Source organism: Halomonas sp. DP5N14-9 (genome assembly GCF_019802175.1).
Classification (GTDB): domain Bacteria; phylum Pseudomonadota; class Gammaproteobacteria; order Pseudomonadales; family Halomonadaceae; genus Halomonas; species Halomonas litopenaei.
In genome coordinates this window covers 17745-38855 of the sequence record NZ_JAHVHR010000033.1, presented here as the reverse complement: position 1 = coordinate 38855, position 21111 = coordinate 17745, and the positions used below count along the sequence as shown (strand labels likewise).

Genomic DNA, 21111 nt, shown 5'->3' with positions numbered 1-21111 from the left:
CTGAGGGAGACAGCGAATGGCAACGGCTGGTCAGTGGAAGTGTCATCGCTCGGGAACCCGGGGAAGGCTGGCGAGGCGCCCGGCCACGTCCAGCATGCGGTTGGCGAAGCCCCATTCGTTGTCGAACCAGCAAAGCAGCTTGAGCAGGCGGCCACCGGCCACCCGCGTCTGAGTGGCGTCTACGATACCGGAGCGGGGATCGTGGTTGAAGTCGATGGACGCCATGGGCTCCTCGGTATACCCCAGCAGGTCAGGAAGCCGTGACTCGCTGGCCTCGCGCAGCAGTCGGTTGACCTCGCTGGCCGAGGTATCGCGCTTGACGCAGATGGACATGTCCATGGCCGAGACGTTGATCGTCGGCACCCGTACATGGAGGCACTCGAAGCGCTCCGCCAGGTGCGGCATCAGGCGATTGATGCCTCGGGCCAGGCCGGTGTCCACCGGCACGATGGATTGCATCGCCGAGCGGGTCAGGCGCAGATCGGTCTGGTGGTAGGCATCGATCACCGGCTGGTCGTTCATGGCCGAGTGAATGGTCGTGGTCACACCGTGCTCGATGCCCAGCGCCTCGTCGAGCACGGTCAGGATCGGCACCAGGCAGTTGGTGGTGCAGGACGCTGCCGAGACCACCCGGGCATCGGGCGTCAGGTCGTCGTCATTGATGCCGCTGACGATGGTGGCGTCGACGTCGCTTTCTGCCGGCTGGGAGAACAACAGCCGGCCGGCTCCTGCCGCGAGATGGCGCTCGGCGGTGGCGCGATCCTTGAAGCTGCCGGAGCACTCCAGCACCAGGTCGATGCCGAGTGACCGCCAGGGCAGGCGGTCAGGGTCCTCTTCGGACAGCACCCGGATCGCATGACCGTTGATGATCAGATGGCCGTCGCGGCTTTCCACCCGGCCGGGGAAGCGTCCGTGGGTGGTGTCGTAGCGAGTCAGGTAGGTAATGGTATCGAGTCCCGAGAGCTCATTGATCGCCACCACCTCGAAGCTGGGGTCGTTGCGTTCGATGAGGGCTCGCAGGACGCACTGGCCGATGCGGCCGTAGCCATTGATGGCAATACGCTGGGCCATGGGGCTCGATACTCTCCACGGAGGGATGGACACAGGCGCGAAAGTCTATCTCAAATCGCCCCGCGCGTCGCGGCTCCAGCGGCGTCACACTGGGCATAAAACCGCGCAGGTAGCATAAAAATAAAGCTGAATCGGTTCAGCCGAGCATGCCGGCCAGGCGCCAGGCCAGCGGCATCATCAGCGCCGTCAACACCCCGGTCAGCGTCATGCCGAGAGAAGCGAAGGCACCGGCGGTGGGGCCCAGCTCGAAGGCGCGCACGGTACCGATGGCGTGGCCGTTGATGCCCAGCGCCAGCCCCAGCAGGCGCTGATCGGTGATCTTCAAGAGCCGGCCGAACAGGCTGACGCAGGCGGTGGCCGCGACGCCGGTGATCAACAATCCCCCCATCAGGATCGGCACGGAGCCGCCCAGGCGCTCGGTGATGCCCATGGCGATGGGAGCGGTCACCGATTTGGGTGCCAGCGAGGCCAGCAGTTCCGGCGGCGCCCCCAGTGCCCAGGCGATCAGCAACGCATAGCAGGCGGCCAGCACCGTCGACACCGGCAGGCAGACCAGCAGCGGTCGCCATAGCGCGCGTATGTGGTGCATCTGCTGGTAGAGCGGTACCGCCAGGGCCACCGTGGCCGGGCCCAGCAACAGCATCAGCCACTGGGCGCCCTGGCGATAGTCGACGTAGGCGATGCCGGCCGCCTTGAGCGTCGCGGCGAGCAGCAACGAGGCCAGCAGTACCGGCGGGCACCAGCCGGGAGAGCCGAGCCGCCGAAACAGCGCCATGCCGGCCAAGTAGGCGCCGATGGACAGGGCGATGGCCAGCATCGATGTATCGAGGTGATCGACCACGGCGAGGCTCATGAGGTTTTTCCTTGGGCGGTGGTGGTCGCCTCGGAGGGCGTCGCCGGCAGCAGGCGGCGCATCAGCCACAGGGTGCTGGCAACGCTCAACAGAGTGCCTAGGGTCAGCGCCAGCCCCACGGCGAGCCAGTGCCCCGAGATCTGGTCGAGCACCCAGAACACCCCGACCACGCCGGGCATGATCAGCATCGCCAGCAGCATGATCAGCGGCTGTGCCGCCGCTGCCACGTCTTCGTGCATGCGGCCTCGTAGTACGAAGACACCAGTCAATAGCATCAGTCCGACGACGCCGGGGGACAGCGGCAGTTCACCCAGGCTGACCACCAGGTCGCCGACCAGCCACAGCAGCGAAAGCCATAAAAAGCCTCGTAACACGGACATTGCAATCCTCTTGGGTCATTGTCACTGGCCGGGGCCAGGGGAATTGAGCCATTGTGCCGACTCATGGTGCCTTGGTCAGCAGGGGCTCTCGTTGCAGCGCGTCATCCGCTACCCTGTGTAGACTGACTATTCGCCTACCGCCCGACTGGGTCGGGCATGACAGGGAGATTGATGATGAGTGATATTGCCAGCTGGCTGGGTGCCGAGGCAGAGGACCTTTTGACTCATGAATGTCGCGGTATCGCCAAGGAGCAACTCCACCTGCCGGGATCGGACTTCGTCGACAGGGTGATGATGGACTCCGACCGCTCGCCGGCGGTGCTGCGCAGCATGCAGACGATGTTCAACCATGGCCGTCTGGGGGGCACCGGCTACCTCAGCATCCTGCCGGTGGATCAGGGGATCGAACACTCCGCTGGCGCCTCCTTCGCACCCAACCCGATCTACTTCGATCCGGCCAACATTGTGGAGCTGGCGATCGAGGGCGGCTGCAACGCCGTGGCTTCCACCCTGGGTGGCCTGTCGTCGGTGGCGCGCCGCTATGCCCACCGCATCCCGATGATGCTCAAGTTGAACCACAACGAGACGCTGACCTATCCGGCGATCTACGATCAGACCCTGTTCGCCGAGGTCGACCAGGCCTTCGACATGGGGTGCGTCGCCGTGGGTGCGACCATCTACTTCGGTTCTCCCGAGAGCCGTCGCCAGATCGAAGAGATCAGCGCGGCCTTCGAGCGCGCCCACGAGTTGGGCATGGTGACGGTGCTGTGGGCCTATCTGCGTAACCCGGCCTTCAAGCATGAGGGCACCGACTACCATGTGGCCTCCGACCTCACCAGTCAGGCGGTGCACCTGGCGGCGACGCTCAAGGCGGACATCGTCAAGCAGAAGCTGCCCGAGAACAACGATGGCTATCGCACCATCGGCTTCGGCAACACCCACGAGAAGGTCTACAGCGAGTTGACCAGCGATCACCCGATCGATCTGGCCCGCTATCAGGTGGCCAACGCCTACATGGGTCGTGCCGGGCTGATCAACTCCGGCGGTGCCTCCACCGGAGAAGGCGACTTGACCCAGGCGGTGCGTACCGCGGTGATCAACAAGCGGGCCGGTGGCATGGGCCTGATCTCCGGGCGCAAGGCCTTCCAGAAGCCGATGCGCGACGGGGTAAGCCTGCTCAACGCCATTCAGGACGTCTATCTGGCGCCGGATGTCACCATCGCCTGATCCAAGCCTGCCTCGACAACCGCGCAGGATAGAGGACCAGGCCGCCTAGGCCGACCATCAAGGTCGCTAGATACAGCAGGGGCACGGCGTAAGCCGTGCCCCTGCTCGTTTCTGCTGGTCACGCTTTTGGTCGCAACAGGCCGGGCGTGCCGGCCCGCGCTGGACTTAACCCAGCAGCGCCTTGGCGCGTTCCACCAGGTTGTCCACGGTGAAACCGAAGTGCTTGAACAGGTCGCCCGCCGGGGCCGACTCGCCAAAGCTGGACATGCCGATGGTGTCGCCGTCGAGGCCCACGTACTTGCTCCAGTAGTCGCGATGGCCTGCCTCGATGGCCAGACGGGCGCGAACACTGCGCGGCAGGACGGACTCACGGTAGTCGGCGTCCTGGCTGTCGAAGACGTCGGTGGCCGGCATCGATACCACGCGCACCTGCTTGCCTTCGGCTTCCAGGGTTTCGGCGGCCTGCATGGCCAGTGTCACCTCGGAGCCGGTGGCGATCAGGATCAGCTCAGGGGTGCCTTCGCTGTCCTTGAGTACGTAGCCACCACGCTGGATGTTGGCCAGCTGGCTCTTGTTGCGCTCTTGGTGGGGCAGGCCCTGGCGGGACAGTACCAGCGCGGTGGGGCCGGCGCTGCGCTTGACCGCGTGGGCCCAGGCGGCAGCGGTCTCGACCGCATCGCAGGGGCGCCAGGTGCACAGGTTCGGGGTGGTACGCAGACTGGTCAGCTGCTCGATCGGCTGGTGGGTCGGGCCGTCCTCGCCCAGACCGATGGAGTCGTGGGTGTAGACGAAGATGGCGCGCTGGTTCATCAGCGCCGCCATGCGCACGGCGTTGCGCATGTATTCCATGAAGATCAGGAAGGTGGCGCCGTAGGGCACGAAGCCGCCGTGCAGGGCGATACCGTTCATGATGGCGCCCATGCCGAACTCGCGCACCCCGTAGTGCAGGTAGTTGCCGCCTGCGGCTTCGGCGCTGATGGCCTCGGCACCCTTCCAGAAGGTCAGGTTGGAAGGCGCCAGGTCGGCGCTGCCACCCAGCAGCTCCGGCAGCTGCGGGCCGAGCTCGTTGAGGCAGTTCAGCGAGGCCTTGCGTGAGGCCACGGACTCGCCCTTCTCCTGGGCGGCCTCGACCAGCGCTTCGCTGTTGAGCTCGCTCGGCAATTCACCCTTCTGGCGACGCAGGAATTCGCGGGCCAGCTCCGGGTGCTCCTGCTGGTAGCGCTCGAAGCGAGCCTGCCAGTCAGCCTGGTGCTTCTGGCCACGCTCGCAGGCGTCCCAGCCCTGGTAGATATCCTCGGGGATATGGAAGGGCGCGTGGGGCCAGTCGAGTTGCTTGCGCGCCGCTGCGACTTCCTCTTCGCCGAGTGCCGCGCCGTGGCATTCTTCCTTGCCCTGCTTGTTGGGGGCGCCGAAGCCGATGACGGTCTTGCAGATGATCAGGGTCGGGCGATCCTGCTGGGTGCGGGCCATCTCGATGGCGGCCTTGATCTCCTCGGGCTTGTGCCCGTCCACCGCCGGTACCACGTGCCAGCCGTAGGCTTCGAAGCGCTTGGCGGTATCGTCGGTGAACCAGCCTTCGACCTCGCCGTCGATGGAGATGCCGTTGTCATCGTAGAAGGCGATCAGCTTGCCGAGCTGGTGGGTGCCGGCAAGCGAGGCGACCTCATGGGAGATGCCTTCCATCAGGCAGCCGTCGCCGAGGAAGCAGTAGGTGTAGTGGTCGACGATCTCGTGGCCCGGGCGGTTGAACTGACCCGCCAGGGTGCGCTCTGCCATGGCCATGCCGACGGCGTTGGCCAGGCCCTGGCCGAGGGGGCCGGTGGTGGTCTCGACGCCGGGAGCGTAGCCGTACTCGGGGTGACCAGCGGTCTTGGCGTGGAGCTGGCGGAAGTTCTGCAGTTCTTCCAGACCCAGGTCGTAGCCTGACAGGTGCAGCAGGGAGTACAGCAGCATGGAGCCGTGGCCGTTGGACAGCACGAAACGGTCGCGATCGGCCCACTTGGGATCGTCAGGGTTGTGAACGAGGTAGTCGTTCCACAGCACCTCGGCGATATCGGCCATACCCATCGGGGCTCCGGGGTGGCCGGAGTTGGCCTTCTGGACGGCATCCATGGAAAGGGCGCGAATGGCGTTGGCCAGTTCGAAACGGGACGGCATTGAGGGCTCCTCGCCTGGGGCAAAGTGGCAATCTGACGTTGGCCTGCCCGGTGGGGGCGGCGCAGCGGCGTCAAGGATAGGCGCCGCCTGTCGTGCCTGTGGACAACGAGGGCGGGAGGGGCGGCGCGGATCGATCGGGGACATATTGTCGCCGGAAATGACAGATCCATCAAATGCCGGGGACTTGATCCATGCCTGGCAGGGTCTGCCATGGCCCGGCCTGTTGCTAGGAACCGGACGGTCGAGCGTGTAGAATTTCGTCCCGCCAGGTCCACGCGGAATCTGCATAGTGCGATCGTCGATCACGGTCGCTCCCGTTTCCATCTTGCCAGGCCCGCCTGCCGATTATCCTACAGAGGGTCGAGGACGCCATGAGCGAATACTCCCTGTTTACCTCCGAGTCCGTGTCCGAAGGACACCCGGACAAGATTGCCGATCAGATTTCCGATGCCGTGCTCGATGCCCTGATCGCGCGGGACAAGAATGCCCGTGTGGCCTGCGAGACCCTGGTCAAGACCGGTGTCGCCATCGTGGCCGGCGAGATCACCACCTCCGCCTGGGTGGATCTCGAGGAGCTGGTGCGCAAGGTGATCATGGATATCGGCTATACCTCCTCCGACGTCGGTTTCGACGGCGAGACCTGCGGGGTGCTCAACCTGATCGGCAAGCAAAGCGTCGAAATCGCCCAGGGCGTCGATCGCGAAAAGCCCGAGGATCAGGGCGCCGGTGATCAGGGCCTGATGTTCGGCTATGCCACCAACGAAACCGACTCCTACATGCCGGCGCCGATCCACTACAGCCATCGGCTGGTGGAGCGCCAGGCCGAGCTGCGTAAGCGTGGCCTGCTGCCCTGGCTGCGTCCCGATGCCAAGAGCCAGCTGACCTTCCGTTACGACGATGCCGGCAAGCCCTGCGCGGTCGATGCCGTGGTGCTGTCCACCCAGCATGATCCGGACATCGACCAGGAGCAGCTGCGCCAGATGGTCCAGCGCGAGATCATCGAGCAGGTACTGCCGGCGGAGTGGCTGTCCGACAGCACGCGTTATCACATCAACCCGACCGGCAAGTTCGTCATCGGCGGTCCGGTGGGTGACTGTGGCCTGACCGGGCGCAAGATCATCGTCGACACTTACGGCGGCATGGCGCGACATGGTGGTGGTGCCTTCTCCGGCAAGGACCCGTCCAAGGTCGACCGCAGCGCCGCCTACGCCGGCCGCTACGTGGCCAAGAACGTGGTAGCGGCGGGACTGGCCGAGCGTTGCGAGATCCAGGTGTCCTACGCCATCGGTGTCGCCGAGCCGACCTCGGTGTCGATCAACACCTTCGGCACGGGTCGTATCGATGACGAGCGTATCGTCGAGCTGGTGCGCGATCACTTCGACCTGCGTCCCAATGCCATTACTCGCATGCTGGATCTGCTGCATCCCATGTATCAGCTGACCGCAGCCTACGGTCACTTTGGCCGTGAGCCCTTCGAGACCAGCTATAGCTGGACCGATACCGAAGGCGAGATCCACACCGAGACCTTTACCGCCTTCCCGTGGGAGAAGGTCGACCGGGCCGACGCTCTGCGCGCCGCCGCCGGTATCTGATCCCTCTTTGTGGCATCAGCGGCACGGTGCCCACGCGCCTGCCGACATGACAAGGCCCGCCTGGTTCGCCAGGCGGGCCTTGTCGCATTGGGGCGGCGGGGGGCCGGCGAATGTGCGAAGAGACGTTGGCAGAGCGGTCGCAAGTTTTCTGGTGACCTGGCGGTGATTGTGCGTCTTTGCCTACCTCTTTGTCGCCGGGTTATGCGTCAAACGGCGATATCATCTCATTCCTTTTCATATCCGCGCATGCGGGCGGAGAAGCCTTTGGCTCACGGCTAATATTAGATGGAGGCAGGATGCAGATGCCGCTTAGTCGGCAGCGCAGTATCGCATCAGCTCGTCATCATCTGTCAGGCAGCCAGTGATGGTCGTTGGTTCTCGGTAGTCAAAGGTTCGATGTGTCGTCGTCCATCGCCAGGTCGTTGTCGAGAAACCGCTGTCGGGAAACCGCTGTTCAAGAACCATCGGCGGCCAAGTGGCCTGCACGGGAAAGTGACGCCCACGTCGCCGGAAAAGCGGTTAGAAAGCGGCTGGAAGGCGGTTAGAAAGCGGTTGGAAAGCGGTTGGAAGGTGGCCAGAGCGTGAGAATGATTAGTGATAAAAAACGCTGGCGAGCCGCCTGATAGATGTCAGGAAAGAGGCGCTTTCGGCGACAGGCATGTATGGCCTGTGTGAATTGGACGTCGGTATATATCCATGTCCTTGGCATTTGGGGCGCGGGACAGGAGGCCGTTCGTGGAAGCACATGTCTTGGCCGCGATTGAAGTGTGGTCGGCACGATGGTGTGGTCGGCACGATGGAAAGAGGCCATAGCGCCCGTGACAGGAATACTGGCTGGTGCCCCGGGCGGCACGAAGAGAAGAAGAGCCAAAGTGCGGGTGAGACCAGATCAGGGACATGAGCGCTGCGCCAAGACGGTAGCAACGACAGGGGGATCAGAAGATGGGCGAAGCAAGGCACCACTATCACTTCTATCAGCGCCATCATCAGGGGCACTTTCAGCGTCTTCACGCGGACCCGACCTGCTCGCGAACCAGGCTGGCGTCACAGCAGGAACTCTGGCGCAAGGAGTCGCGGTCGCGTAAGGGGCCTGGCGATGACGGGACCACCGAGGCTGGATGGCGATACTCCCATGACGTGGTATCGCCGGACGGTGACGATGATTATCTCCAGTATCGTGAGCTATTCATGACCAAGTTGGCGCTGGAGGCTACCGCCGCATTGGCAACGTTCCTGGTGACTGCCGCCGCCATCATGATGATTCTGCTTCAGCACCAGGGACTCTTGACCGCCGTCATCGTCATTGCACTGAGCGTGCCCGCCTTTGTGCTGTCGACGCAGCGCCTTTCGTGCCTGGGGCATGATGCAACGATGTTCGAGAGCGAACCCTTGGGAGATATTCGATTATGAGCATCGGTCAACAGGTGCTGCTCGGCGTCGCTATTACCTCGCCGTTGCTGGTGCTGACATGGTGGTCGGTGCGACGTACCGATCGCCACCTGAGAAAGCGTCGCCAGTAGCACCTCAGCATACGGGCTCTCCGTACAGCTGCGCCGTTCAGGTATGTCGTCTGAGCACGCCGTTCGAATGTGCCGATCGGTCGAGGCGTTCGGCCGTCATGTCAGGACGTGGCCTTCGATGATCACCTTCGGTCGTGACCAAGGAGGGCCAGATGGCCGGGCGTCTCGTCTCTTGTCAGAGTTTCGTATCTTGTCAGAAAAGCACCACCCTCTCGTCTCACCGTTCCTCAGCCAGCTGGCGATGCCTGCTGTTCGTGGTGTCGCTGGTCCTGCCGTCGTGGGCCAACGCCAGCTGTCCTGACTGGACGGCGAGCACGGCGTCCAGTCGCATCACCGAGTTGACCAGCCACCTGCGGCAGTGGGAGCTGGCCTACCGCAAGGACGGCAGCTCGCCTGTCAGCGATGATGTGTTCGACCAGACCGAACGTCGGTGGCGCGAACTCCAGCGCTGTTTTCCCGAGCTCGAGGTGGCGGACTTCAAGGATAGGTCTTCCGCGCCGACAGTGGATAGTGCCACCCCTTGGCAGCGCCACCCTGTGGCGCATACCGGGCTTCGCAAGGCGCAGGGCGCCGCCGAGGTGAAGTGTTGGCTTTCGACCGGTGTTCCAGACTCGCCGGCGCCGCAAGCTTCGTCGCCACAGAGACAGGAGTCACAGTCGGCGACGATAGCACCGGCCGACCGCGCTACCGATGTCTGGATTCAGCCCAAGGTGGATGGTGTGGCGGTCAGCCTTGTCTATCACGAAGGCCGCCTGGCGGGCGTGTACAGTCGTGGGGACGGGCGGACCGGCCAGGACTGGACACGCCATGCCGCAGTCATCCCGTCGATTCCCCAGCGCCTGGCAGGTGATTGGCAGTCGCTTGCCGACGGCGATGGTCTGGTGTTTCAGGGTGAGCTGTATGAGCGCCTTGAAGATCATGTCCAGCAGCGGGATGGCGGGGCAGGGGCACGCTCCCATGTGGCCGGCTGGCTTGCCCGCGATGAGTTGTCCCCTGCGCTGGGCCAGCGTATCGGTCTGTTCGTCTGGTCCTGGCCGATGGGGCCGCGGGCGCTCGAGGAGCGACTGTCAGGGCTCGAGCGCCTGGGCCTGGGTCAAATATCGCGATACACCCACCCTGTTGAATCCCAGGAGGACGCCGCCGCCTGGCGCGAGCGCTGGTATCGCTCGCCGCTGCCCTTCGCCACCGATGGCGTGGTACTACGGCGTGGGCGCAGGCCCGACGGTGTGACCTGGCAGGCCGAGCCGCCGCACTGGGCACTGGCCTGGAAGTATCCACCGCGAGAGGCCCTGGCGGAGGTAGCCGACATAGCGTTCCGCATTGGTCGCAGCGGTCGCATCACCCCGGTGGCCCGGCTTGTGCCGGTGGAGGTGGATGGACGCAGGCTGAGCCAGGTCAGCCTGGGGAGCCTGTCACGCTGGCGCGAGTGGGATCTGCGGCCCGGCGATCAGGCGATCATCGAGTTGGCCGGGCTGATCATCCCTCAGCTAAAGGGGGTGGCCTGGCGCGCAGCCGAGAGGCCTGACCTCGAGGTTCCCGCGGAATCGGACTTTCACCTGCTGAGCTGCTGGCACCCGACCCCGGGCTGCCGGCAGCAGTTTCTGGCTCGCCTGGCCTGGCTCAGTGATTCATCGGCGCTGGATCTCGACGGCGTCGGGGAAGGCACCTGGAAGGCGCTGGTGGACGCTGGCCTGGTGGAGGGGTTGCTGGACTGGCGGGAACTGACGCCAGAGCGACTGGCCCAGGCAGGCGGCATCGGCAAGGTCACCGCAGAGCGTCTTGGTGTTGCCTTCTCCGAGACCAGCCATCGCGGCTTCCCGCAGTGGCTAAGCGCCCTGGGAGCGCCCTCGGCCGGGGGTATCTCCGAGCACGACTCCTGGCGCACGCTGTCGGCGTTGGACGCTGCCGGCTGGCGCCGCCGCCCTGGCGTCGGTGTTGTCGGCGCCAGGCGCTGGCGGGCGTTTCTTTCGCATCCCGAGGTCGTCGTCCTGGCGCGGCAACTGGCCGACGCCGGTATTGCTGGCTTCGTCGGAGCCTTCGACGATGACGCGACACGTTCGATTGCCACGCCGGGCTCGGCAGGCCCTTTGCACCGTCCTTTGAATCGCCCTTCTCATAGCCCTTCGAACCGCTCTCCAGCTAGTCCCTTACACCGCGCACCAGCTTCCCCCTCAGCGACTCGACTGAAAAGTGATGCTGGCGCCCGGCTAGAGATCGACGCAGCGCCCTGGTTGGCGAGTCCGCCATGGTGACTCCTATAGTGAAGGCTGGATAACCAGCAGGAGGCGAGCATGACTCCGACCGAGGCTTCGCAAAGGGCGCAGTGGGCTCAGCGTCAGGATGACTACCGGGTCGCCGATATCGGCCTGGCCGACTGGGGGCGCCGCGAGATTCGCATCGCCGAAAGCGAGATGCCGGCCTTGATGTCCCTCAGGGCCCGGTACCGTGAGGTCCAGCCGCTCAAGGGCGCACGTATCGCCGGCTGTATCCATATGACGATTCAGACCGCGGTGCTGATCGAGACCCTGGTCGACCTTGGTGCGAGCGTGCGCTGGTCGTCCTGCAATATCTTTTCCACCCAGGACCACGCTGCCGCCGCCATCGCCGCAGCAGGCATCCCGGTATTTGCCTGGAAGGGCGAGAGCGAGGACGAGTTCTGGTGGTGTATCGAGCAGACGGTGGATGGCGCCGACGGCTGGACCCCCAATCTGGTGCTGGATGATGGCGGAGACCTGACGCTGCTGTTGCACGAGCGACATCCGGACAAGCTTGACGCCATTCACGGCATCAGTGAAGAGACCACCACCGGTGTCCATCGACTGCTCGAGATGCTCAGGGCAGGCACCTTGAAAGTGCCGGCCATCAACGTCAACGACGCCGTCACCAAGTCGAAGAATGACAACAAGTACGGCTGTCGCCACAGTTTGAACGACGCCATCAAGCGCGGGCTCGATCACCTGCTGGCGGGCAAGCAGGCACTGGTGGTGGGCTATGGGGACGTGGGCAAGGGGTCGGCGGCCTCGCTGCGCCAGGAGGGCATGATCGTGCGTGTCGCCGAGATCGACCCGATCTGTGCCATGCAGGCCTGCATGGATGGCTTCGAGGTGGTTTCTCCCTATCGCGGCGGTGTCAATCGTGGCGTCGACAGTCTCGATCTCGAACTGCTCGGCAAGACCGACCTGGTGGTGACCTGCACCGGCAATATCGGCGCCTGTGACGCCGCCATGCTGGGCGCTCTCAAGAATGGCGCGGTGGTCTGCAATATCGGCCACTTCGACAGCGAGATCGATACCGCCTACATGCGAAAGCAATGGCTCTGGGAGGAGGTCAAGCCCCAGGTGCACAAGATCTACCGTGACGCCGGGCCGGGGCAGACGTACGATCCCGACAGCCGCAATGTTATCTACCTGCTGGCCGAGGGGCGTCTGGTCAACCTGGGCAACGCCACCGGCCACCCCTCGCGGGTGATGGACGGCTCCTTCGCCAATCAGGTGCTGGCGCAGATGCACCTGTACGCCCGGCGTTTTGCCGAGCTGGGCCCCGACGAGCGCGACGGCATGATCGATGTCACGGTGCTGCCACGCCATCTCGACGAGGAGGTGGCACGCTACATGGTGGAGGGCTTTGGTGGCGTGATCACTCAGCTGACCGAGGCTCAGTCGGAGTACGTCGGAGTGCCGGTGGAGGGGCCATACAAGCCAGACCACTATCGTTACTGAGGCTTGCCGGATAGGGGGCTGTGCGCCCCGCCAGCCTTGATCGGGGCAGGGAACCAGGGCTAGGTAGTCAGCCTGGGGCGAGCCTGGGGAATAGCGGGGCAGGGGGCGGCACCGGTCATCGTTTCGTCATGGCCGCGCCATGGCAGTGTCACCGGGACAGGACAGGCTGGGTGGGCGTCACAGGAGAATGCCCATGGCCACGTCACTGACCGCTCGTACCCTGTTCATTTCCGATCTTCACCTCGGCACCCGGGATTGCCAGGCCGCCCTGCTGTCGCGGCTGCTGCGCCGCGTGCGCCCGGAGCGCCTGTATCTGGTGGGGGATGTGATCGACCTTATCGCCATGCACCGTCGGGCGTCACTGCCGGCGGAGCAGCAGCGCCTGGTGGGGCGACTGTTGCGCCTGGCCAAGGGCGGATGCGAGATCATCTACATCCCCGGCAACCACGACGCGGCCTTGCGTCAGCTGTGTGGCATCCGTATGCACCGGATGCGCATCGAGCGCCGGGCGATCCACGAGACCGCCGATGGTCGTCGCCTGCTGGTCAGCCACGGCGACGAGTTCGATACCCATGTGCGCCTGGCCCCCTGGCTGATGGCGCTGGGTGATGGCATGCATCAGTTCGTGCTGTCGCTCAATCGCTGGTGCAACAAGGCGCGCAGCCTGCTGGGCCTGCCTTACTGGTCGCTGGCGGCGGCGGTCAAGGGGCGCATCGGCGCGGCCCAGCGCTATGTCGAACAGTTCGAGCAGGCGGCCATCCACCAGGCGGCCCGGGAAGGACTCGATGGCTACGTCGGCGGGCATATCCACAAGGCAGGATTTCGTGCCCAGGATGGCGTGCTCTACTGCAACGACGGTGACTGGGTGGAGCATTGCACGGCGCTGATCGAGCGCCCCGACGGCAGCCTGGCGCTGATCGACTGGGAAGGGCAGGTGATCGAGGCCGAGCCTTCGATGCCCCGCGCCTGCCCCGAGGGCGCCCTGGCGGGGGCCTGAGAGGCCTCCCCCATCGCTCGTGTTGTATCCGTTCGCTTTACCGGCCTTGCTCAGTCGTTTTCTTCAGGCTTCCTGGCCGACAACGCCGCTCCGACTGACGGGTAGCGCATTGGCCTTTGCCAGTGTTCTGCCAGCCTCCAGTAATTCTTCCGCCAGCCGCGGGTCATTGACCGTACGCGCCATGGCCAGACTGCCGATCATTGCAATCGTCTGGCCGAGCGCGCGCTTTCGCGTGTCGGTGTCCATGTCAGAGGTGTCGACAAAGCGCGTCAGGAAGCCTTCCAGCAGGGCGGTATAGGTGGTGCGCACCTGCTCGTCGCGCTGTGCCACATCGCTGACCAGGCAGGCCAGTGGGCAGGTTGCCTCGTCCTTGGCGAGAGATTGGCTCAAGTAGGCCTCGATGCGGGCTTCTCGACTTTCGAGGTGATCGAGCGCGATGGCCCCGCGCCTGGCAGCATGACGGATGGCATTGGCGTAGAGCGTCGATTTGCTGTCGAAGTGGGCGTAGAAGGCGCCCCGGGTCAGGCCGGCGGCGGCCATCACCTCGTCGATACTGACGGCATCGTAGCCTTTTCGGGTAAAGCAGCGGGCAGCTGCGTCGAGGATACGGGTGCGGGTCTCGTGCTTGCGTTCGCGGCTCCAGGGCATGGGCCGTCTCCGATGGCAGAATATGTTATTGAACATATGGTGTCAGCGGCCATGCTGCAAGACGAGCGAGCACGACTCGCGCACACGTCGGCGTATATATCGGCAAGGGCCGGCGGTTTATCGTCTGGTAACCAGGAGGTTGGCATGGCAAGCGTACATATCGTGGGTCCCGCGTTCTCGAACTTCGTGCGCAGCGTGGTGCTGGTGTGTCACGAGAAGGGCATCGAGCACAGTGTCGGGATGGAGGTCGAAGGACGTCGGGTCGAGCTGCATTCACCGGAGTTCAAGGCGCTCAATCCCTTCGACAAGATTCCCGTGCTGATTCACGGCGAACGACGCCTGTACGAGAGCGTTGCCATCTGCCGCTACCTGGAGGGCGCCTTCGATGGGCCCGACCTGCTACCCAGGGACGACTGGACGCGAGCCCAGGTGGACCAGTGGTGTGCTGCGCTGGCCACCCAGGCCGACCAGGCCATCGTGCGGCGCTACCTGCTGGAACTGGTCTTTCCCAAGGGGCCCAATGGCGAGGTGAGGGAAGACCGGGTACGCGAGGCGGCCCCGGAGGTGGCACGGATACTGACCATCCTGGAACACCAGTTGGCGGGGAGAGACTTTCTCGTCGGTGATGGCTTCACCCTGGCCGATGCCCTGGCGGCGCCGATGCTCGACTATCTGGAGGCCACGCCGCCCGCCGCCTCGCTGATGGAGGCGGCGCCAAATACCCGAGCCTACGTGGAGCGTCTGAGATCGCGGCCTTCCGGCAAGGCGGTATTGGTAGCGCCCGTGTTTCCCCGCTAGTCACTCTCGGCGCTAGCGACTTTCGCCTTTCAGCTTCACTGCACCAGTCCAAGCATCCCGCTCAGGTACAGCGGAATCACCAGCGGCGCGGCCAGGGTGGTGATCAACACCGCCAGGGCGCCCTTCTCGGGCGCGATGCCGAGTTCCATGGCCACTACCACCACGTTGGCGGCCATGGGCACCACCCCGATCAACAGCAGCGCCAACGCCATGTCCTGTGACAGCCCGGTGGTGGCCTTGAGCAACAGGACGGCGCCCAGCATCAGCAGTGGCCACAGGGCATAACGCACCGCCACGCAGGCGCCGATAAAGCGCCCATCCAGCGAGCGCACGGAAACACGACCCAGGGTCATGCCGATGATCATCATGCCGAGCAGGGTGTAGGTTGCCGGAAACACCGACATGGCATCGGTCACCGGCGCTGGCACGGTCATGCCGACTCCTTCCACCAGCAGCGCCGCCAGAAAGGCGTAGATCAGCGGCAGCCTGGCGATCTTGAGCAGGCTGTCACGCACCGTAAAGCGGCCGCGGGCGCTTAGATAGAAGCCGACGGTGAACTCGTAAAGGGTGACGCCGAGTGCGCAGAACAGGTACAGGGTGACGCCGGAGGGGGGCAGCAACACCAGCGCCACCGGCAAACCAAAGTAGCCGGTGTTGCCGGTGCCGGCAGAAAACGCCAGCACCGAGCCTTCCTCATCCCCCAGCCAGCGCTTGCCCAGCCGATTGATGAGCACGGCCACCAGACTTGCGATCACGAACAGGGCAGCGGTCAGGGCGAGGTAGACCGGCGTCGGACCGCCCAGTACCAGCGCGCGGAAGAAGGTCAGCGGAGCGATCAGGTAGATCAGCAGGGTGGCGATGGGACGAGGGTCGACCTTGAGCCGCCTGGCGGACAGGACGCCGAGGGCGACGAAGGCGAGCAGGGTCCACAGGGGGCCCATCAGCGAGGTCGGGTCGACGGCCATGTTCATCATCCTTGGGTGCCAGGCCCCGTATCATGCCGTCTGGGCGCGCCGGTGTCAGCCCGGTCCGGCTGCCGAGGTCATTTTTTAGAACACATGGTTATGAGTCTCCCTTTTCTTATATGAAGAGAATTGAAGTTTACCCGCGAAACTTTCATTGGTCGGGGTGAGGCCGAGTCGTCACAATGGCACCCATCACCTTTACGGCCGCCGATTTGCGGTAGCCCGACACGCTTCACGAGGACCCCGAGATGAGCGCACAAGAGCACCCGCTGGGCATCAGCTTCGAATTCTTCCCCCCGAATACCGACGCCGGGCGGGAGAAGCTGATGCGCAACCGGGACCTCTTGGCCGAGCGCAATCCGCGGTTCTTTTCCGTCACCTACGGTGCCGGCGGTTCCACCCAGAATCGCACCATCACCACCGTCAACGCGGTGCGCGAGTGCGGCATCACCACCGCGCCGCACCTGTCCTGCGTCGGCAGCGAGAAGGCCCAGCTGCGCGAGCTGCTGACCGACTACAAGGCCCAGGGCATCAACAGCCTGGTGGCCCTGCGCGGCGACCTGCCTTCCGGCATGGGCGGCATCGGCGAGCTGCGCTACGCCAACGAGCTGGTGGAGTTCATCCGCGAGGAGACCGGTGATCACTTCGAGATTGCGGTGGCGGCCTACCCGGAGTCTCACCCCCAGGCGGCGAGCTTCGAGTCGGATCTGCAGAACTTTGCCCGCAAGATGAATGCCGGTGCCAATCTGGCGATCACCCAGTACTTCTTCACCGCCGACGCCTACTTCCACTTCGTCGAGCGGGCTCGCCAGCTTGGCGTGGAAGCACCGATCATCCCCGGCATCATGCCGATCACCAACTACTCCAAGCTGGCGCGCTTCTCCGACGCCTGCGGTGCCGAGATTCCGCGCTGGATTCGCAAGCAGCTCGAGGCGTACGGTGATGACAGCGCCGCCATCGCCGACTTCGGCGAAGAGGTGATCTCGCGCCTGGCCCAGCGCCTGCTCGACGGCGGCGCCCCGGGACTGCACTTCTACACCCTCAACCAGGCCGAGCCGACGCTGAAGATCGTCGACAACATCACCGGCCGCTCATGACACCAACAACAACGCTGGACGGGTCGCGCTAGCCAGTCGCGACCACAACAACAAGAACGTCGGCCCCGCCCTGTGCGGGGCCGACGTCGTTCTGGGGGAGGGTAGAGAAACGAAGAAGCCTGGCGGTTGGGCGCAGGCTAACGGCGGGCGGCCGTCGTCATGAGGGGAGTCCCAGGCACGAAAAAGCCCCGCCATGGGGCGGGGCCAGAGGGCGGGGCTCAAGGTGCGGGATTAAAGGGGGGCGGGGTTCAGCCTGCGGTGGCGCTGCGGGTGCCGCCGCCGCTGGCGCGCTGCATCACGAACAGGCCGATGGCGATGGCCAGCCCTGCCAGGTCGGTGACGATGCCACCGTAGATCAGGCACAGGGCGCCGATCAGCATCACCAGCCGCTGCCAGGCCTTCACCGGTCCGAAGAACCAGGCCTGGACGGTGGCCGCCAGCAGCACGATGCCGATGGTGGCGGTGGTGCCGACCCGCAGGATCTGGGGCCAGTCGCCTTCCATCAGCATGGCCGGGCTGTAGAAGAACATGAACGGCACGATGAAGGCTGCCAGGCCGATCTTGAACGAGGCCACCGAGGTGCCCATGGCGTTGTCGCCGGAGATACCCGCCGCCGCGTAGGAGGCCAGCGCCACCGGAGGGGTGATCGCCGAGACCACCGCGAAGTAGAACACGAAGAAGTGCGCCACCAGCGGCTGGATGCCGATGTCGATCAGGCCCGGGGCGACCACCGAGGCGGCTACCGCGTAGGCGGCGGTGGTGGGCATGCCCATGCCCAAGAGGATCGAGATGCACATGGCGAAGAACAGCGCCAGCAGCTGGCTGACACCGGCCAGGCCCAGCAGCAGCGACGAGAAGCGCGCGCCGACGCCGGTCAGGGCGATGACGCCGACGATCAGGCCGGCGCAGGCACACACCGCGATGATCTGGATCGACATGGTGCCGGCCAGGCTGAGGGCCCGCAGGATGGAACGAATGCCCATCTTGTGGGGTGACAGCCAGCTCACCACCGCGGCGGAGGCGGTCGCCAGCGTGCCGGCGCGGATCACCGAGTAACCCATGAACAGCGCTGTGATCAGGATGATGATCGGGGCGAACAGGTAGACCTGCTTGATCAGCTTGGAGAACTGCGGAATCTCTTCCTTGCGCATGCCGCGCATGCCCTTGCGGGCCGCCTCGAAGTCGACCATGAAGTAGACAGAGGCGAAGTACAGGATCGCCGGGATCAAGGCGGCCACCGCGATCTCGGTATAAGGAATACCGGTGATCTCGGCCATGATGAAGGCGCCGGCACCCATGATCGGCGGCATGATCTGGCCACCGGTGGAGGCGGCCGCCTCGATGGCGCCTGCGCTTCTGGCCGGATAGCCGACCTTCTTCATCAGCGGGATGGTGAGCGAGCCGGTGGACACCACGTTACCGGCGCTGGTGCCGTTGATCATGCCCATCAGGCCGGAGGCGAAGATCGAGACCTTGGCGGGGCCGCCACGGGCGCGACCGGCGCCGGCGAAGGCGAAGTTGACGAAGTAGTCACCGACCTTGGAGGCCTGCAGGAAGGCCGCGAAGATGATGAACAGGATGATATAGGTGGAGGACACCGCCGTGGTCGGGCCGAGGATGCCGGCGTCGGTGTAGACCTGGCTGAAGAAGCGCCCCAGCGACAGCCCCGGATAGCCGAGGAAGCCTGGCAGCCAGGGGCCCATGAAGACGTAGGCCAGGAAGATGGCGGAGATCACCACCAGCGCCAGACCGGCGACGCGGCGGGTCAGCTCGAGGATCAGCAGCGAGCCGGAGATGGCGGCCCAACTGATGCCCATGGGCGCGAAGGAGGTGCCGGTGGAGGCACGCAGCGGACTATTGAAGACCACCAGCAGGTAGCCGGCCACGGCGGCGGCGCAGACCATCAACACGACGTCGGCCAGCAGCAATTGGTGGCGGGCCTGACGGGGAAACCAGGAAAGCGCAATGGCACCGACGGTGGCCAGAATCAGCGGCGCGCCGTAGTGCCAGTTTTCGATGGCCGGCTCGATGCGCATGGCGCCGCCGGCCATGGTCTGCTGCATCAGCACCACCTGGATCAGGGCGTAGCCTGCGGGCAGCAGCAACGCCAGGGCGATCACGCTGGCCCAGCGCGGCGCACCGTCCTGGCCGTCCTCGACGAAGCGCGAGCCGGTGTAGAGGCCGAAGCCGAGGATCAGCGCGCCGGCGATATGGATGATGCGGAACGACCAGGTCTCGATGGGGTAGATATTGAGCGAGACCAGGTGAAAGACGGTGTAGGCCACGGCGAGTACGCCGAACAGCCACCACTTGCCGCCCTGGAAGACACGGCGATTGGGTTCGACGGCTTCGTCGTCGACGCCCGAGGCGACGATGGGTTCGACCGAAGCGTCGGTCGCATCCTCGTCGCGGGGAGAATCTGGGGTGTGGGTCATGGAGCGATACCTTGAGAAACGGACGACCGGCCTGGTGCCCGCCCGCGGACTGGCCGCGGGCGGGTGATCCTGATTACTGCTTGATCATGGACGGATCGATCTCGTAGCCGTTTTCCTCGTACCAGCGCGCGGCGCCGGGGTGGAACGGCAGCACGGTGTTGTACTGAATGTTCTCGGGAATGGTGGTCGCGGCACTGCGGTGCACGTCGAGCATCTTGTCGTTGTTTTCCATGGTCAGCTTGGTGACCTCGTAGACGAAGTCCTCGGGCAGGTCACAGCCGGCGATGGCGAAGTTCCACATGGACACCGCACGGGCGTCTTCCTCGAGGGTGGTGTAGGTGCTGGCCGGGATCTGGAAGGCCGAGACCGGGAACTTGTCGAGGACCTGCTGCTGCTCTTCCTCGGTGAATTCGACGATGTTGACGTCGGTCTGCACCTCGAGCTGGCTGACCGCGGGGATCGGAATGCCGGCGGCGAAGGCGATCACGTCGAGCAGGCCGTCCTGCAGCTGCCCGCCCAGGTCGGACCAGCCGCCGTTGCGGCGATCGAAGTTGACGCCCAGCTCTTCGAGGATGGCCGGGAAGTAGGTGTCGGAGGTGGAGGCTGCCGGGCCGAAGCCGATACGGGCGCCGTCGGGAATCTCGGAGATCGAGGTGATGCCGCTGTCGGACAGGGCGGTGATGGAGAACGGGGTCTCGTACATCGGGAACATGGCGCAGACGTTGTCCATCTTCACGCCGGGGGCCAGCGGGCTCTTGCCGTTCACCGCGTCGGAGGCGGGACCCATGGTGGTCAGGCCGAAGGCCACGTCGCCGCCGTGCACCAGCGCCAGGTTCTGGGTCGGGCCACCGGTGACTTCGCCGCCGCCGGATAGACCGAGCTGGTCGGCGACCAGGTTGGCCCAGCCGGAGCCGTAGACGAAGTAGGTGCCGCCCTGGCTCGCGGTGCCCACGGTGAAGCTTTCAGGCCAGTCTTCACGGTCTGCCTGGGCGGCAGCGGACACCAGCAGGGTGCCAGCGAAGGTGGTGGCGAGGACGCCGGTGAGGAGCCGGGTAGAGGTGCTCATGCAATGTCTCCCAATGCGATGGACGTTGTGGTTATCGTGCTGCGGTCTCAAGCCTAGACGCCAAGACCGAGCCTGACCGGACGTCGGTCAACGCAAGAGGTATCGCAAGGGGTGTGCCCGACCCAAGAATTTATCTGTAAATCAGTTGGTTATTAAAGAGGCTTTAGACATTGGTCGAAAATGTCGACACGGCCTTTGTCCGAAGTTTCGCACGTTTGCCGAATTAGAGTGTGCGGATATCCGCACACCCTTGAGCGTAAAAGCGTCGCGCGCTGAATCAGTGGCGTTTGCCGGGGTCGAGAATGCGAACCGGCTGGATCTCTTCAGTGGCGGGGGCCTCGGAGTCCTGGTTGACCCGGGTGGCGAGCTCCTCGACCACGTCGTCCTCGATCGGTAGCTGTTCGAAGAAGTCGCAGCTGACGCACTCACGGTAGCGCACGCCGTTCTGCTCCCAGGCGCGGATACGGTCCATGGCGGCGCAGCGGGGGCAGACGACGCCGGCGATAAAGCGTTTCTTGACGGTCATGTCGGTCTCCACAAATGGCAACGCCCCCGCTGGCGGCGGGGGCGTCGACGAGACGGATGG

Annotated in this window: 17 protein-coding genes; 8 read left to right on the top strand and 9 right to left on the bottom strand. The window is 64.8% G+C overall.

The genetic code is table 11. The annotated features are described in order from the left end of the window. Positions 1-42: 42 nt before the first annotated feature. The 3 genes from KUW00_RS19105 to KUW00_RS19095 form a co-directional block, all read right to left on the bottom strand. Entirely contained in the window at positions 43-1071 is a 1029-nt protein-coding gene (locus tag KUW00_RS19105) for a type I glyceraldehyde-3-phosphate dehydrogenase (protein ID WP_108449997.1), read from the bottom strand. Positions 1072-1207: 136 nt separating this feature from the next. Next, positions 1208-1924: an LrgB family protein gene (locus tag KUW00_RS19100; protein WP_108131766.1), complete on the bottom strand. Its 717-nt coding sequence runs from the start codon at positions 1922-1924 to the stop codon at positions 1208-1210. Further along, entirely contained in the window at positions 1921-2304 is a 384-nt protein-coding gene (locus KUW00_RS19095) for a CidA/LrgA family protein (RefSeq protein WP_045992245.1), read from the bottom strand. The genes KUW00_RS19100 and KUW00_RS19095 overlap by 4 nt, the downstream gene beginning before the upstream one ends. A 174-nt stretch (positions 2305-2478) precedes the next feature. Between KUW00_RS19095 and KUW00_RS19090 the strand changes: the two genes are divergently transcribed. Further along, entirely contained in the window at positions 2479-3531 is a 1053-nt protein-coding gene (locus tag KUW00_RS19090) for a class I fructose-bisphosphate aldolase (protein ID WP_045992244.1), read from the top strand. Positions 3532-3696: 165 nt separating this feature from the next. Here the strand turns inward: KUW00_RS19090 and tkt are convergent, their stop codons facing one another. Further along, a complete protein-coding gene (gene tkt / locus KUW00_RS19085) occupies positions 3697-5688 on the bottom strand; it encodes a transketolase (protein ID WP_108131765.1) in 1992 nt (663 codons plus the stop codon). A 371-nt stretch (positions 5689-6059) separates the two neighbouring features. On the opposite strand from tkt, the gene metK reads away from it, so the two are divergent. From metK to KUW00_RS19060, 5 genes are all read left to right on the top strand, one after another. Next, positions 6060-7280 (top strand): methionine adenosyltransferase, encoded by a 1221-nt coding sequence (gene metK, locus KUW00_RS19080; protein WP_045992242.1) that lies wholly within the window; start codon positions 6060-6062, stop codon positions 7278-7280. 942 nt (positions 7281-8222) lie between these two features. Then, the gene (locus tag KUW00_RS19075; RefSeq protein WP_222569891.1) at positions 8223-8690 is read left to right on the top strand and encodes a hypothetical protein; all 468 of its coding nucleotides are present in this window, start codon (positions 8223-8225) and stop codon (positions 8688-8690) included. A 262-nt stretch (positions 8691-8952) separates the two neighbouring features. Further along, complete coding sequence (gene ligB, locus KUW00_RS19070; RefSeq protein WP_222569890.1) at positions 8953-11052, top strand: NAD-dependent DNA ligase LigB; 2100 nt, start codon at positions 8953-8955, stop codon at positions 11050-11052. A 39-nt stretch (positions 11053-11091) separates the two neighbouring features. Beyond that, positions 11092-12519 carry an adenosylhomocysteinase gene (gene ahcY, locus KUW00_RS19065; protein WP_222569889.1) on the top strand — a complete coding sequence of 476 codons (1428 nt, stop codon included), beginning with the start codon at positions 11092-11094 and terminating at the stop codon, positions 12517-12519. Between the two features lie 193 nt (positions 12520-12712). Then, entirely contained in the window at positions 12713-13516 is an 804-nt protein-coding gene (locus KUW00_RS19060) for a UDP-2,3-diacylglucosamine diphosphatase (protein WP_222569888.1), read from the top strand. 63 nt (positions 13517-13579) lie between these two features. Here the strand turns inward: KUW00_RS19060 and KUW00_RS19055 are convergent, their stop codons facing one another. Further along, on the bottom strand, positions 13580-14164 hold the full coding sequence (locus KUW00_RS19055; protein ID WP_261392275.1) for a TetR/AcrR family transcriptional regulator: 585 nt from the start codon (positions 14162-14164) through the stop codon (positions 13580-13582). Between the two features lie 144 nt (positions 14165-14308). Here KUW00_RS19055 and KUW00_RS19050 point away from each other — a divergent pair, with 144 nt between their 5' ends. Beyond that, complete coding sequence (locus KUW00_RS19050; protein ID WP_222569886.1) at positions 14309-14962, top strand: glutathione S-transferase family protein; 654 nt, start codon at positions 14309-14311, stop codon at positions 14960-14962. 35 nt (positions 14963-14997) lie between these two features. Here the strand turns inward: KUW00_RS19050 and KUW00_RS19045 are convergent, their stop codons facing one another. Then, positions 14998-15927: an AEC family transporter gene (locus KUW00_RS19045; protein ID WP_213227312.1), complete on the bottom strand. Its 930-nt coding sequence runs from the start codon at positions 15925-15927 to the stop codon at positions 14998-15000. Positions 15928-16175: 248 nt separating this feature from the next. On the opposite strand from KUW00_RS19045, the gene metF reads away from it, so the two are divergent. Further along, positions 16176-17024 carry a methylenetetrahydrofolate reductase [NAD(P)H] gene (gene metF / locus KUW00_RS19040; protein ID WP_108131758.1) on the top strand — a complete coding sequence of 283 codons (849 nt, stop codon included), beginning with the start codon at positions 16176-16178 and terminating at the stop codon, positions 17022-17024. A gap of 248 nt (positions 17025-17272) precedes the next feature. On the opposite strand, the gene KUW00_RS19035 is transcribed toward metF, so the two are convergent. From KUW00_RS19035 to KUW00_RS19025, 3 genes are all read right to left on the bottom strand, one after another. Continuing rightward, positions 17273-19459 carry a TRAP transporter permease gene (locus KUW00_RS19035; RefSeq protein ID WP_124805095.1) on the bottom strand — a complete coding sequence of 729 codons (2187 nt, stop codon included), beginning with the start codon at positions 19457-19459 and terminating at the stop codon, positions 17273-17275. Positions 19460-19532: 73 nt separating this feature from the next. Beyond that, positions 19533-20525, bottom strand: a complete 993-nt coding sequence (locus tag KUW00_RS19030; RefSeq protein ID WP_045992233.1) for a TAXI family TRAP transporter solute-binding subunit — start codon at positions 20523-20525, stop codon at positions 19533-19535. A gap of 277 nt (positions 20526-20802) precedes the next feature. Then, on the bottom strand, positions 20803-21051 hold the full coding sequence (locus KUW00_RS19025; protein ID WP_045992232.1) for a YheV family putative zinc ribbon protein: 249 nt from the start codon (positions 21049-21051) through the stop codon (positions 20803-20805). Positions 21052-21111: the final 60 nt, after the last annotated feature.

Bases quoted from the DNA above. Each gene is read 5' to 3' on its own strand.
- KUW00_RS19090 (WP_045992244.1), top strand. From the start codon at position 2,479: ATGAGTGATATTGCCAGCTGGCTGGGTGCCGAGGCAGAGGACCTTTTG.
- KUW00_RS19075 (WP_222569891.1), top strand. From the start codon at position 8,223: ATGGGCGAAGCAAGGCACCACTATCACTTCTATCAGCGCCATCATCAG.
- KUW00_RS19035 (WP_124805095.1), bottom strand. From the start codon at position 19,459: ATGACCCACACCCCAGATTCTCCCCGCGACGAGGATGCGACCGACGCT.
- KUW00_RS19045 (WP_213227312.1), bottom strand. From the start codon at position 15,927: ATGGCCGTCGACCCGACCTCGCTGATGGGCCCCCTGTGGACCCTGCTC.
- KUW00_RS19030 (WP_045992233.1), bottom strand. From the start codon at position 20,525: ATGAGCACCTCTACCCGGCTCCTCACCGGCGTCCTCGCCACCACCTTC.
- ahcY (WP_222569889.1), top strand. From the start codon at position 11,092: ATGACTCCGACCGAGGCTTCGCAAAGGGCGCAGTGGGCTCAGCGTCAG.
- KUW00_RS19105 (WP_108449997.1), bottom strand. From the start codon at position 1,071: ATGGCCCAGCGTATTGCCATCAATGGCTACGGCCGCATCGGCCAGTGC.
- KUW00_RS19095 (WP_045992245.1), bottom strand. From the start codon at position 2,304: ATGTCCGTGTTACGAGGCTTTTTATGGCTTTCGCTGCTGTGGCTGGTC.
- KUW00_RS19050 (WP_222569886.1), top strand. From the start codon at position 14,309: ATGGCAAGCGTACATATCGTGGGTCCCGCGTTCTCGAACTTCGTGCGC.
- KUW00_RS19025 (WP_045992232.1), bottom strand. From the start codon at position 21,051: ATGACCGTCAAGAAACGCTTTATCGCCGGCGTCGTCTGCCCCCGCTGC.
- metF (WP_108131758.1), top strand. From the start codon at position 16,176: ATGAGCGCACAAGAGCACCCGCTGGGCATCAGCTTCGAATTCTTCCCC.
- KUW00_RS19100 (WP_108131766.1), bottom strand. From the start codon at position 1,924: ATGAGCCTCGCCGTGGTCGATCACCTCGATACATCGATGCTGGCCATC.
- ligB (WP_222569890.1), top strand. From the start codon at position 8,953: ATGGCCGGGCGTCTCGTCTCTTGTCAGAGTTTCGTATCTTGTCAGAAA.
- metK (WP_045992242.1), top strand. From the start codon at position 6,060: ATGAGCGAATACTCCCTGTTTACCTCCGAGTCCGTGTCCGAAGGACAC.
- KUW00_RS19055 (WP_261392275.1), bottom strand. From the start codon at position 14,164: ATGCCCTGGAGCCGCGAACGCAAGCACGAGACCCGCACCCGTATCCTC.
- KUW00_RS19060 (WP_222569888.1), top strand. From the start codon at position 12,713: ATGGCCACGTCACTGACCGCTCGTACCCTGTTCATTTCCGATCTTCAC.
- tkt (WP_108131765.1), bottom strand. From the start codon at position 5,688: ATGCCGTCCCGTTTCGAACTGGCCAACGCCATTCGCGCCCTTTCCATG.